The 13,474-nt window shown below is 61.4% G+C and carries 7 protein-coding genes; all 7 read right to left on the reverse strand.

All coding sequences use genetic code 11. The features are described 5' to 3' along the window. Positions 1–129 precede the first annotated feature (129 nt). The 7 genes from ACSFE6_RS28560 to tpx all read right to left on the reverse strand — a co-directional run bounded on the left by ACSFE6_RS28560 (position 130) and on the right by tpx (position 13,198). Positions 130–876, reverse strand: coding sequence for an SDR family oxidoreductase (locus ACSFE6_RS28560; protein WP_435430733.1), 747 nt, complete (start codon positions 874–876; stop codon positions 130–132). A gap of 242 nt (positions 877–1,118) precedes the next feature. Beyond that, positions 1,119–3,200, reverse strand: coding sequence for a putative bifunctional diguanylate cyclase/phosphodiesterase (locus ACSFE6_RS28565; RefSeq protein WP_435430734.1), 2,082 nt, complete (start codon positions 3,198–3,200; stop codon positions 1,119–1,121). A 281-nt stretch (positions 3,201–3,481) separates the two neighbouring features. Then, positions 3,482–4,969, reverse strand: coding sequence for an efflux transporter outer membrane subunit (locus tag ACSFE6_RS28570; protein WP_435430735.1), 1,488 nt, complete (start codon positions 4,967–4,969; stop codon positions 3,482–3,484). Further along, on the reverse strand, positions 4,966–8,073 hold the full coding sequence (locus ACSFE6_RS28575) for an efflux RND transporter permease subunit (protein WP_435430736.1): 3,108 nt from the start codon (positions 8,071–8,073) through the stop codon (positions 4,966–4,968). Before ACSFE6_RS28575 ends, ACSFE6_RS28570 begins: the two co-directional genes overlap by 4 nt. Before the next feature lie 37 nt (positions 8,074–8,110). Next, positions 8,111–11,206: an MdtB/MuxB family multidrug efflux RND transporter permease subunit gene (locus ACSFE6_RS28580; protein WP_435430737.1), complete on the reverse strand. Its 3,096-nt coding sequence runs from the start codon at positions 11,204–11,206 to the stop codon at positions 8,111–8,113. After that, positions 11,203–12,519 (reverse strand): MdtA/MuxA family multidrug efflux RND transporter periplasmic adaptor subunit, encoded by a 1,317-nt coding sequence (locus ACSFE6_RS28585; protein ID WP_435430738.1) that lies wholly within the window; start codon positions 12,517–12,519, stop codon positions 11,203–11,205. Before ACSFE6_RS28585 ends, ACSFE6_RS28580 begins: the two co-directional genes overlap by 4 nt. A gap of 178 nt (positions 12,520–12,697) precedes the next feature. After that, positions 12,698–13,198, reverse strand: a complete 501-nt coding sequence (tpx, locus tag ACSFE6_RS28590; protein WP_435430739.1) for a thiol peroxidase — start codon at positions 13,196–13,198, stop codon at positions 12,698–12,700. Positions 13,199–13,474: the final 276 nt, after the last annotated feature.

Consider the following 13,474-nt stretch of genomic DNA (forward strand, 5'->3'; position numbering starts at 1 on the left):
TTTGGGGTTGTGGTTTTTGTTGGTTTGTTTTTTTTGTGGAGCGGCTCCTTCCCCGGGGGTTTCCCGGGTGGTTGGGGGGGTCGCTCTTCCCCGCGAAGAGGTCAGCATTAACGACACAAAGCTCAGGGATTAACGCCCGCCACCCAGATCTACAAAAGTCCCGGTCGCATAGGAAGCCTTATCCGACAACAACCAGACAATCGCCTCCGCCACTTCATCCGGTCGCCCGCCACGGGCCATGGGAATGGCCGATTCCAGCTTGCTGACCCGGTCCGGGTCACCGCTCAAGGCATGGAAATCGGTGTAGATGTAACCCGGCCGTACCGCGTTGACGCGAATCCCCTCGCCCGCCACTTCCTTGGACAGGCCGATGGTAAAGGTGTCGAGCGCGCCCTTGGAGGCGGCGTAGTCGACGTATTCGTTGGGCGAGCCCAGGCGTGCAGCGACCGAAGAGACGTTGACGATACTGCCGCCCTGCCCGCCGTGTTTGGGCGACATGCGCAGGATCGCGTGCTTGGCGCACAGCACGGGCGCGAGTACGTTGGTCTTGAGGATTTTGAGAATGCGAAATTCGGACATTTCATCGACCCGGGACTTATGCCCCACGGTGCCGGCGTTGTTCACCAGTGCCGTGACCCGGCCCAATTCGGTGTCCACCCGGTGAAACAGCGCGATCACTTCATCTTCGATACTGACATCGGCGCGCACCGCAATGGCTTGCGCACCCAGGGCACGGACTTGCTCCAGCACACTGTGCGCCGCCTCTTCATCCGACTGGTAGTTGATGCAGATCTTATAGCCAAGTCCTGCGGCCAACAGGGCTGTGGCGGCGCCAATGCCGCGACTGCCGCCGGTGATGACGATGACTTTATCCATGCAAGCGTTCCCCGTTTCAAGCGTAAGCGGTCGGGGGAAGAATAACCAAGCTTTTCGGTTTTTGCATGGGCCCTTATCGGGCTCCGTGACTAGGGTGCATACCTGTGGCGAGGGAGCTTGCTCCCGCTCGGCTGCGAAGCAGTCGCATATCAATTGACTCGATGGATCTGGAAAATGGCGGGGCCGCTTCGCGACCCAACGGGAGCAAGCTCCCTCGCCACAACAAACTCCCTCGCCACAGATCAGGCCGTCGCCAACTGCTCCGAACGGTGAATCTCCACCATGAAGCGCTCCGCCGGCAACGGATGCCCCAGCAGGTAGCCCTGCAACGAGTTGCACCCCAACTGGGTCAGGAAGTCCTGCTGGACATCGGTTTCCACACCCTCGGCCACAATGCGCAGCCCCAGCGCCTGACCCAGCGCGACGATGGCGGAAACGATGGCTGCATCATCGCTGTCGCGCTCCAGGTCGCGCACGAAACCACGGTCGATTTTCAGCTCGTTGGCCGGCAGGCGCTTGAGGTACATCAGGCTCGAATAACCGGTGCCGAAGTCGTCAATGGACAGGTCAACGCCCATTTCCGACAGCTCCTGCAGTACCGTCATGCTCGCATCGGCATCGCTCATGGCGGTGGTTTCAGTGATTTCCAGGGTCAGGCTGTTGGCCGGCAAGCGGTGCGTGGACAACGCCTTGGCGACACTCTGCACCAACCCGGCGTGGCAGAACTGCAATGCCGAGAGGTTCACCGCGATACGCCAGTCGGTGTAACCCAGCACGTACCATTCGCGCATCTGCCGGCAGGCTTCATTGAGCACCCACTCACCGATCGGAATGATCAGCCCGGTCTTTTCCGCCAGCTCGATGAACTTGTCCGGCAGCAGCATACCCTGGGTCGGGTGCTCCCAGCGCAGCAAGGCTTCTGCGCCCACCGGTCGACCATTGCTGGCGTTGAACTTGGGCTGGTAATGCAGACTGAACTGTTGCTGTTCAATGGCGATACGCAGGTCTTGGAGCAATTGCAATTGCTTGCGTGCGTTGCCGTTCATCGAGGCATCGAAGAAGCTGTAGCCGTTCTTGCCCGCACCTTTGGCGTGGTACATCGCGGCGTCAGCATTCATCAACAGTTCGTGGGCGTTGTGTCCATTGCCGGGATAAAGCGCAATGCCGACGCTGGCGGAGATGTGCAAATCATGTTCGGCGACGCGGAACGAGCGAGCGATCAAGCCGACCTGACGAGCCGCCAGGTTCATCGCGTCATTCTGCTCACTGAGCTGCACCAGCAGCACGAACTCATCGCCACCGATGCGTGCCAAGGTGTCCTGGCTACGCAAGTCCTCACGCAAGCGCAAGCTGACTTCACGCAACAACTGATCGCCCATGTGGTGGCCGAAGGCATCGTTGACCGGCTTGAAGCCGTCCAGATCGATGAACATCAAGGCAAAACAGCCGCCCTCGCCGTTCACCCTGGAAATTGCCTGGTCGATACGGTCGGCCAGCAAAATGCGATTCGGCAGGCCGGTCAGAGTATCGTGCAGGGCCAGTTGGGTCAGTTCGCGATTGGCCTCGGTCAATGACTGGGCCAGGCTGGCCGTACGCGCTTCAAGGCGCGCATCGAGAATAGAGGTCAACAGGGCGATACTCAGCACTGCCAGGGTGGTGATCAGTACAAGGTTGTCCAGACCATTGCCGTTCAGACCGCTCGTGGCGGCACCGCAAAAACTGCCTTCCGGAAATTGTGCGGCGGCCATCGCCGTGTAATGCATGCCTACGATGGCAATACCCATGATCACCGCCGCGCCGGCACGAATCAGACGTACATAGGGCGCGTGCTGGCGCAGGCGGAAAGCGATCCACAACGCCGCCCCCGACGCTCCTACTGCAATCAGCAATGAACTACTGAACAATGTCGGGTCGTAATCGATCCCCGGTTGCATGCGCATGGCGGCCATGCCGGTGTAATGCATGGCACTGATGCCTGCCCCCATCACCAGGGCGCCGAAGGCCAGTTGCCACGCCGGCAACTGCGGCTGACTGACCAGCCACAGGGCGAAGCCGCAGGACAGGATGCCGATCAGCAGCGACAGCAAGGTAATGGTGAGGTCGTAACCGAGGTCGATCGGCAGCTTGAACGCCAGCATGCCAATGAAATGCATCGACCACACGCCGATGCCCATGGCGAAAGCGCCACCCGCCGTCCATAAATGCACGGCTCGCCCCTTGGCGGTGGCAATACGTCCGGTCAGGTCGAGCGCGGTGTATGAGGCGAGAATCGCCACGCAAAGCGAGATGATAACCAGCGTTGGAGAATAACTACCGATGAGCATAAGACGTCTCGCCATCGCCCCCCGTACTGCTTCCTTTCTCGGTGGGGCAAATCGGGCGATTGTACTGATTGCGCAAGAGAACGCACTGAAAAAGTAATCATTTAGCCATCAGTCCGATGAAACGCTTGTTTGATCAGCTCGATAACCCGCGATAGCCCTTCCAGACACTACGCAATCTTTGTAGGAGCGAGCTTGCTCGCGATGAGGGCCCAGGCACCGCGGGCATCCAGACAGCCCGCGTTATCGTTAACGACCATCGCGAGCAAGCTCGCTCCTACAGGTCAGTTAGGTTGTTCGAGCTGCCCATCCCAACCGCCGCCCAACGCGGCAATCAACTGCACACTGGCAATCAATCGGCTCTGCAGCAGGCTCAATGCCGTGCGTTCGTTGTTCAGCGCGGTGGCCTGAACCACCACCACATCCAGGTAGGCAATCACGCCGGCCTTGTATTGGTTCTGGGTCAGACGCAAGGATTCGCGCGCGGCGTCCAGGGCTTGCTGGCGGACCACGGCCTCGTCCTCCAGGACCTTGAGCTGCACCAGGAAGTCTTCCACTTCACGGAAACCGTCGAGCACAGTCTGCCGGTACTTGGCCACGGTTTCATCGTAGGCCGCTTCGCTGCGGTCCACTTCCGCCGAGCGTTGTCCGCCGTCGAACAGGGTCATCCCCAGTTGCGGCCCCACCGACCAGAAACGGTTAGGCAGGCTGAACAGATTCTTCGAGGTACTGCTGCTGTAACCACCGTTCATGCTGAGGGTAAGGTCCGGGTAATACGCGGCCTTGGCCACGCCAATGTTGGCATTGGCGGCCATGACCGAACGTTCGGCGGAGGCAATGTCCGGACGTCGTTCCAGCAACTGCGAAGGCAGGCTCAGTGGCACCTCGGGCAAGGCCGGAATGTCATCGGTTTCAGCCAGTTTGAATTCGGCCGGCGGCAGACCGATCAACACCGCAATGGCGTTTTCAAATTGAGCGCGTTGCCAGATCAGGTCGACCATGTCCGCTTCGGTGCTTTTGAGCTGAGTCTGCGCCTGAGCCACCGCATCCTTGCCGGACACACCAGCGCGGTACTGGTTTTCGGTCATTTTCAGCGAGCGCTGGTAGGCCGCGACGGTCGCTTCCAACAAGCGCTTCTGCTCATCGATGACCCGCAATTGCAGGTAGTTCTGCACCAGCTCCGACTGCTGGCTCAAGCGCATCGCCGCCAGATCGGCGTAGCTGGCCTGTGCGTTGGCGGTGTCAGCTTCCAGGCCCCGGCGCAATTTGCCCCAGATATCCGCTTCCCAACTCACGCCGGCCTGTGCGGTGTAGGTGTCGCGGATACCGCTGGAGGAATTGCTCAGACTGGAACTGCTGCTGCCGGTGCCCTGGCTGGAACGGTTTTTTCCGAGGGTCAGGTCCACCGTCGGAAAAAACGCGCCACGGGCACTGCGCACCAAGGCCTGGGCCTGACGGTACTGGGCTTCGGATTGGGCCACCGTCTGGTTGGAACTGTTGAGCTTTTCAATCAGGCCATTGAGTTGTTGATCGCCGTACAACTCCCACCAGGCGCCGCGAGCCAGGGAGTCGCTCGGGCTGGCCTGGCGCCAGCCGGCCGCTTCCTTGTACTCCATCGGCGCTGCCGTTTGCGGGCGCTGGTAATCCGGGCCAACGGCGCAGGCACTGAGCATCGCCACGCACAGCGACAGGCTCAGCAACCGCGAGCCTCGGGCCTTAATCAACGATGTGGCCAGCGGTGTGGCCAGGTTGAACAGCGAACGGTCAGTCATAACGGAGTTTCCAGAGCAGCATCGGTACGCACTCCACGCCACTTGTTGAAGCGATGGCGCAGTTTGTCGAGATAGAGGTAAACCACCGGGGTGGTGTAAAGGGTCAGCACCTGGCTGAAAATCAGCCCGCCGATGATGGTCAGGCCCAGCGGCTGGCGCATTTCCGCACCTTCGGCACGGCTGAGCAGCAACGGCAAGGCACCAAGGATCGCCGCCAGGGTGGTCATCAGGATCGGCCGCAATCGTTGCAGGCAGGCGTTGCGAATCGACTCCAGCGGCGCCATGCCTTGCTGGCGCTCCAGTTGCAGCGCCAGGTCGATCATCAGAATGGCGTTTTTCTTCACTACGCCGATCAGCAGGAACAGCCCCAGCAACGAAATCAGGCTGAACTCGCCGCCCAGGGCATAGATCGACAGCAACGCGCCAACCCCAGCCGACGGCAAGGTCGAGAGGATCGTCAGTGGGTGGATGTAGCTTTCATAGAGCACGCCGAGCACCAGATACACCGCCACCAACGCACCGAGAATCATGAACGGCTGGCTCTTCTGCGTCGCGGCAAAGGCATCGGCGGTGCCGGCCATTTTCGCGATCACGTCTTCCGGCAGGCCCACCGCGGCAATCGCCCGTTCGATGGCGGCGCTGCCCTGCTCCACGGTCACGCCTTCGGCCATGTCGAAGGCAATGCTTTCCGAGGCGAACTGGCCTTCGTGGCTGACCCGGTCGTCTTCCAGGCTGTTTTCATAATGGGCAATGGTCGACAGCGGAATCCGTGCACCGTCAGCGGTGATCACCTGCACCTGATTGAGGGTAATCGGGTCCTGGGCGTATTTCGGATTGACCTCCATCACCACCTGATACTGGTTGAGACTGTCGTAGATGGTCGAAATCTGTCGCTGGCTGTACGCGTTGTTCAGCACCGCCGTGACCATGTCCATGTCCACACCCAGGCGCTTGGCCTGGTCGCGGTCGACGATCAGCGTCACCTGTTGCGCGCCGCGACCTTCACGGGCGTCGATGGCGGTCAACTCCGGCAAGGCCTTGAGCGCGGTCACCACTTTCGGATACCACTCGCGCAACGCCCCCAGATCACCGCTTTGCAGGATGTAGGAATACTGCGACGAGGTCTGTTCGCGACCACCACCGAATTGCAGATCCTGGTCGGCCATCAGCATCAACTGCGCGCCGGGAACCTTGGGCATTTCCTTGCGCAGGCGTTCGATGACCTTCTGCGCAGAGATACTACGTTCCTTGATCGGCTTGAGGCGCACCAGCATGAACGCGTTGTTGGTGCCGTTGGTACCACCGATGAAACCGGCCACGCTTTGCACGGCATCGTCCTTGAGCACGGCACGGCGGAAGGTCTCCATCTTCGGCTGCATCACGCTGAACGACAGGCCGTCGTCGCCGCGCACGAAACCGATCAACTGGCCCGTGTCCTGCTGCGGCAGGAAAGTTTTCGGCACGACCACGTACAGGGCGACATTGACGCCAACGGTCACGATCAGGCTGAACAAGGTCAAGCGACGATGACGCAGCACCCAGTCGAGACTGGTGGCGTATTTGTCCACCATCCATTCGTTGGTGCGTTGGCTCCAGCGTTGCAGGCGGTTTTCCTGGCCTGGTGTGTGCGGTTTGAGCCAGCGGGCACAGAGCATGGGCGTCAACGTCAGCGAAACCACCAGCGAGACCACGATGGCCGCAGCCAGGGTGATGGAGAACTCGCGGAACAGGCTCTCGATGATCCCGCCCATGAACAGGATCGACAGGAACACCGCCACCAGCGACACGTTCATCGAGAGCAAGGTGAAGCCAACTTCCTGGGCGCCGAGATAGGCGGCCTTCATCGGTTTGACGCCTTCGTCGATGTGCCGGGAAATATTCTCCAGCACCACGATGGCGTCATCCACGACCAAACCGGTGGCGAGGATCAGCGCCATCAGCGACAGATTGTTCAGCGAAAAACCGTAGAGGTACATCACGGCAAAGGTGCCCACGAGCGATACCGGTACCGCCAGGGTCGGGATCAGCGAGGCGCGGAAGTTACCGAGGAACAGGAACACCACCAGGATCACCAGCGCCACGGCAATCAACAGCGTCATTTCCGCTTCATGCAACGTGGCCTTGATCACCGGCGAACGGTCCATGGCCAGGTTCAGCTTGACGCTGGCCGGCAACACCGCTTGCAACGCCGGCAACTGGGCCTTGATCTCGTTGACGGTCTCGATGATGTTGGCGCCCGCCTGGCGGTTGATTACCAGCAGCACCGCCGAATCATCGTTGAAGAAACCGCTGTTGTAGCGGTCCTCGACGCCGTCGCTGACCTTGGCCACATCCTTCAGGCGCAGGGCCGCGCCGTCGGCGTAGTGAATGATCAGCGACTCGTAATCCTTGGCTTTTTCCAGTTGGTCGTTGGCCTGCACCTGCCACAGACGCTGGCCGTCTTCCACCGAGCCCTTGGGTCGGCGCACGTTGGCGTTGGCGATGGTGTTGCGCACATCGTCCAGTGCCACGCCGTACTGGTTGAGCGCCTGGGGTTCGAGTTCGATGCGCACTGCCGGCAGGGAGCTGCCGCCAATCTGCACTTCACCGACACCCTGCACTTGCGACAGGCTCTGGGACAGGATGGTCGAGGCAATGTCGTACAACTGGCCTTTTTCCAGCACGTCCGAGGTCAGCGACAACACCATGATCGGCGCCTGGGACGGGTTGACCTTCTTGTAGGTCGGCATGCTGCGCATCCCGCTGGGCAGCAGGTTGCGCGAGGCATTGATCGCCGCCTGCACTTCCCGCGCCGCGCCGTTGATGTCACGGTCGAGGTCGAACTGCAGGATCACCCGGGTCGAACCCTGGCTGGATCGGCTGCTCATGGTGTTGACCCCGGCGATGGCGCCGAAGGAGCGCTCCAGCGGCGTGGCCACGGTGGAGGCCATGACCTCCGGGCTCGCGCCGGGCAAACTGGCCTGCACCACGATCACCGGGAAGTCCATTTGCGGCAGCGGCGACACCGGCAACAGGCCGAAGCTCACGCCGCCCAGCAGCATGATCGCCAGGCTCAGCAACATGGTGGCGACCGGGCGCTTGATGAAAGGTCCGGACAAGTTCATCGACCGCCCCTCCCACAGGGTGCAAGGTTTAACACTTTCACAGCGCCACCTCTTGGGCGTCGGACTTGCCGAAGCGACGCCCCAAGCGGTCGAAGTACAGATAGATCACCGGCGTGGTAAACAGCGTCAGAATCTGGCTGAGCAACAGCCCCCCGACCATCACCAGACCCAACGGCTGACGCAATTCCGCGCCAGACCCGGTGGCCAGCATCAGCGGCACCGCGCCGAACAAGGCAGCCAGGGTGGTCATCAGGATCGGCCGGAACCGCAACAACGCCGCTTGGTAGATCGCGGTTTGTGGGTCCATGCCCTGATTGCGCTCGGCGTCGAGGGCAAAGTCGATCATCATGATTGCGTTCTTCTTCACGATGCCGATCAGCAGGATGATGCCGATGATGGCGATCATTCCCAGGTCATTTCCGCTGAGGATCAACGCCAGCAGGGCCCCGACCGCCGCCGAGGGCAAGGTGGACAGGATCGTGATCGGATGGATGTAGCTCTCGTACAACACGCCCAACACGATGTACATGGTCACCACCGCCGCCAGGATCAGCAGCAAGGTGCTCGACAGCGACGCCTGGAAGGCCTCGGCCGCACCCTGGAACTGGGTCTGCACGCCAATCGGCATGCCGATGTCCTTCTGCACCTGCTCGATGATCTGCACCGCATGCCCCAGCGCCACGCCAGGTGCAAGGTTGAACGACATCATCACCGCCGGGAACTGGCCGATATGAGTGATCGCCAGTTGCGCCTGGCGCTCCTCGATGTGCGCCAGGCTCGACAGCCGCACTTGACCGCCATCGGTGGTCTTGACGTGGATCTGGTCCAGCGCCTGCGGGCCAATCTTCTCGCCGGACTGCGATTGCAGCACCACGCGGTACTGACTGGCCTGGGTGTAGATGGTGGAAATCTGCCGCTGGCCGAAGGCGTCGTACAGCGCATCGGTGATGTTCGACACCGACACCCCGACCCGGGACGCCGCATCACGGTCGATCACCAGGTAGACCTGCAAACCCTTGTCCTGCAAGTCGCTGGCGACGTCGGTCAGCTCCGGGCGCTCGGCCAGGGCTTCGACCAGACGACCGCTCCACAGGCTGAGCAATTCGGAGTCCGGCGACGACATGCTGAACTGGTACTGCGTACGGCTGACCCGGTCCTCGATGGTCAGGTCTTGCACCGGTTGCATGAACAGACGGATGCCGACCAGCTTGTCCAGTTCCGGCTGCAAGCGGGCAATCACGCCGTTTGCACTGAGGTCGCGCTCGCTGTGGGATTTGAGGTTGATCAACAACCGCCCGCTGTTGAGCGTCGAGTTATCGCCATCGACACCGATGTAGGATGACAGGCTCTCCACCGCCGGATCGGCCAGGATCACCTTGGCCAGCTCCTGCTGGCGCTCACTCATGGCCGCAAAGGAAATCGACTGCGGTGCTTCGGAAATGCCCTGGATCACCCCGGTGTCCTGCACCGGGAAGAAGCCCTTGGGCACGACCATGTACAAGAACACCGTCAACGCCAAGGTACCGATGGCCACCATCAACGTCAGCGGCTGGTGCTTGAGCACCCACTGCAATTTGCGGCCGTAGGCGGCGATCATCCAGTCGATGAAGGCTCCGCTGGCCCGGTAGAAACGGCCCTGCTCGTCTTCCTTGGGTTCGCGCTTGAGCAGCCGCGCACACATCATCGGTGTCAGGGTCAGGGACACCACCAGGGAAATCAGGATCGCCACCGCCAGGGTGATGGCAAATTCGCGGAACAGGCGCCCGACCACGTCCGCCATAAACAGCAGCGGAATCAGTACCGCGATCAGCGACAGCGTCAGGGAAATCAGGGTGAAACCGATCTGCTTGGCACCCTTGAGCGCCGCATTCAACGGGCTATCACCCTCTTCAATGAAGCGGGAAATGTTCTCCAGCATCACGATCGCATCGTCCACCACGAAACCGGTGGCGATGGTCAGCGCCATCAGGGTCAGGTTGTTGACTGAGAACCCTGCCAGGTACATCACCCCGAACGTACCGATCAGCGACAGCGGCACCGCCACCGACGGAATGATGGTGGCACTGGCCCGGCGCAGGAACAGGAAGGTGACCATCACCACCAGGGCGATGGCGATCAGCAATTCGTGTTGCACATCCTTGACCGAAGCGCGGATGGTCTGGGTCCGGTCGGTCAGCACCACGACGTCGAGGCCGGCTGGCAGGTTGTCGGTGATGCTGGGCAGCAGGGCCTTGATCCGGTCTACCACCTCGATGACGTTGGCACCCGGTTGACGCTGGATATTGAGCAGCACCGCCTGGTTTTCGTTGGCCCAGGCCGCCAGACGTTCGTTTTCCGCGCCGTCGACGATCTCGGCCACATCCTTGAGACGCAGTGGCGCGCCATTGGCGTAGGCCAGGATCAGGTTGGCGTAATCCTGCGGCGAGGTCAGTTGATCGTTTGCATCGAGCATCGACACCCGGGTCGGACCGTCGAAGTTGCCCTTGGGCTGGTTGACGTTGGAGGCACCAATCAGGGTCCGCACGTCCGACAGATTCAGGCCGTTGGCCGCCAGGGCTTCAGGGTTGACCTTGATTCGCACGGCCTGACGCTGGCCGCCGGCAATGCTGACCATGCCGACGCCGCTGATCTGGGCGATTTTCTGCGCCATGCGCGTGTCGACCAGATCATTGAGCTTGGGCAACAGCATGGTTTTGGAAGTGATAGCCAGGGTCAGCACCGGGGTATCGGCCGGGTTGACCTTGTTGTACACCGGCGGTGCCGGCAGGTCCTTGGGCAGCAGGTTGGTCGCGGCGTTGATCGCGGCCTGCACCTGCTGTTCGGCAACGTCCATATTGATGTCGAGGCTGAAACGCAGGGTCAGCACCGAAGCGCCGCCGGAGCTGGTGGAAGCCATTTGCGTCAAGCCCGGCATCTGTCCGAACTGGCGCTCCAGCGGCGCAGTCACGGCGCTGGTCATGACATCCGGACTGGCGCCGGGATAGAGGGTCATGACGCGAATGGTCGGGTAATCGACCTGGGGCAATGCCGACACCGGCAACAGGCGATAGGCGATCACGCCGGCCAGAATAATGGCCAGCATGCTCAGGGTGGTCGCTACCGGACGAAGGATGAACAGCCGCGAGAGATTCATGCGCCGCCCTTTTTCGCCTTGTCGGCAGGTGCCGGCTCAGTGGAGTTGGCCGCCGATTTGCCTTGCAGGTGGCCTGCAGGGCTGGTCGGCACTTGCTGCGGATCGTTGACCACTTCCACGTCGCTGCCGTCCTTCAGGCGGTCGGTGCCCTCCAGGACCACGCGATCACCGGCGGCGAGACCTTCGGTGACCACGGTGTTATCACCGTCGCTGGCACCGATTTTCAGCTGGCGGATCTTGACCTTCTTGTCGCCGTCCAAGGCATAGACGAAGGTGCCGTTGGTGCCGAACTGGATGGCGGCGGACGGTGCGAGGATCACGTCCTTGAGGGTGTCGGCCAGCAGGCGCACATTGACGAATTGGTTGGGGAACAGCGCCTGGTCACGGTTGTCGTAACGCGCCTTGAATTTCAGGGTGCCGGTGGTGACATCGATCTGGTTGTCCAGGCTCTGCAATACGCCCGTCGCTTGCAGCTTGGTGTCACCCCGATCCCAGGCTTCGGCCGGCAATTTGGCGCCGCTGCGATAGCGAGCCAGCACGGTTTCCAGGCTGTTTTCCGGCAAGGTGAACGCGACGCTGATCGGTTGGGTCTGGGTGATGATCGCCAGCGCCGTGGTGTCGTTGGCCGCCACCAGGTTGCCGACGTCGAGTTGACGCAGGCCAACGCGCCCCGTGATCGGTGCGCGAATCTTGGTGAATTCGAGATTGAGCTTGGCGTCGTTGACCGCCGCCTGATTGGTCTTGACCGTGCCCTGATACTGACCGACCAGCGCTACAGCGGTGTCCAGAGTCTGTTTGGCGATGCTGTCTTCCTTGTACAGGCCGGTGTAACGCTCGACATCCACCTGAGCGTTTTTCAACTGCGCCTGGTTCTGCAGCAAGGTGCCCTCAGCCTGGAGCAAGGCGTTTTGGTAAGGGCGCGGGTCGATTTCAGCCAGCAGGTCGCCCGCCTTGACCATCTGCCCTTCTTCGAAATAGATCTTGACCAGCTCACCGCCGACGCGGCTGCGCACATTGATGGTGTTCAGTGCGGTGACCGTACCCAGCGCCTTGTAATACAGCGGGAAGTCACCCTTGACCGCCGGTGCCACACGTACCGGAACCGGGCCGGAGGCGCCACCGAAACCCGGACGCATCCCGCCTGCCCTGCCGGTGTGCCCCGCTACGGCTTTCGACTGTGCCCCTTCTTTCGGCGCAGCACCACCGGGCCAGAATTTCCAGCACAGGCCGGCAATGACCAGCAGGACAAGCAGGCCGAACAGCCAGCGACGGGGACTACGGGAAGCGGAGGATTGCATTGAGAGATCAACCATTGGGCGCGTGGGCATTTATTACATGAGGCTGAACGATAAGCACTGGCGGGTCTTAAGCAAAGCGCCTTTACCGGCAATTTACCTTCGGCTTACGTAACAAGAGATTTGTGTAAGACACTGAAGCACAAATGAAAACGGCCTGGACAGGGCCAGGCCGTTAACAATTGTAAAGCCCTGCTTACTTCAAGACAGCGAGCGCTGCTTCGTAGTTCGGCTCTTCAGCGATTTCCTTGACCAGTTCGCTGTGCAGCACGTTGTCATTCTCGTCCAGCACCACCACGGCACGGGCGGTCAGACCCTTGAGTGGGCCGTCAGCAATGGCCACACCGTAGTTCTGGATGAACTCGGCACCGCGCAGGGTCGAAAGGTTCTGGACGTTTTCCAGGCCTTCGGCGCCGCAGAAACGGGCCTGGGCAAACGGCAGGTCAGCGGAGATGCACAGCACCACGGTGTTGTCGACGCTGCTGGCCTTGGCGTTGAACTGACGCACGGAAGTCGCGCAGGTCGGGGTGTCGATGCTTGGGAAGATGTTCAGCACTTTGCGCTTGCCGGCAAAGTCTTTCAGGGTGACGTCGGACAGATTGTCGGCAACCAGGGAAAAGGCTGGCGCCTTGGAACCGGCTTGTGGCAACTGGCCGTTGACTTGAACCGGATTGCCTTTAAGAGTCACTTGAGCCATGAACGGAGTCCTTCTGAACGTTGTTGTAGAGAATCTTGAAGAGGCCGAAGTTAACCACGAAATCGACCGGCGACCTACCCCGGATACAAAACTTGCGTACACCCTCAATTCCCTGCGGGAATCTCCTGTGGGAGCGGGGGGGGGGGGGGGGGGGAGGGGGGGGGGGGGGGGGGGGGGGGGGGGGGGACGGGGGGGGGGGGGGGGGGGGGGGGGGGGGGGGGGGGGGGGGGGGGGGGGGGGGGGGGGGGGGGGGGAGGGGGGGGGGGGGGGGGGGGG

Origin of the sequence: Pseudomonas baetica, from assembly GCF_051216495.1 — a bacterium.
GTDB classification, from domain to species: Bacteria; Pseudomonadota; Gammaproteobacteria; order Pseudomonadales; family Pseudomonadaceae; genus Aquipseudomonas; species Aquipseudomonas baetica_B.

Bases quoted from the DNA above. Each gene is read 5' to 3' on its own strand.
- ACSFE6_RS28560 (WP_435430733.1), bottom strand. From the start codon at position 876: ATGGATAAAGTCATCGTCATCACCGGCGGCAGTCGCGGCATTGGCGCC.
- ACSFE6_RS28565 (WP_435430734.1), bottom strand. From the start codon at position 3,200: ATGCTCATCGGTAGTTATTCTCCAACGCTGGTTATCATCTCGCTTTGC.
- ACSFE6_RS28570 (WP_435430735.1), bottom strand. From the start codon at position 4,969: ATGACTGACCGTTCGCTGTTCAACCTGGCCACACCGCTGGCCACATCG.
- ACSFE6_RS28575 (WP_435430736.1), bottom strand. From the start codon at position 8,073: ATGAACTTGTCCGGACCTTTCATCAAGCGCCCGGTCGCCACCATGTTG.
- ACSFE6_RS28580 (WP_435430737.1), bottom strand. From the start codon at position 11,206: ATGAATCTCTCGCGGCTGTTCATCCTTCGTCCGGTAGCGACCACCCTG.
- ACSFE6_RS28585 (WP_435430738.1), bottom strand. From the start codon at position 12,519: ATGGTTGATCTCTCAATGCAATCCTCCGCTTCCCGTAGTCCCCGTCGC.
- tpx (WP_435430739.1), bottom strand. From the start codon at position 13,198: ATGGCTCAAGTGACTCTTAAAGGCAATCCGGTTCAAGTCAACGGCCAG.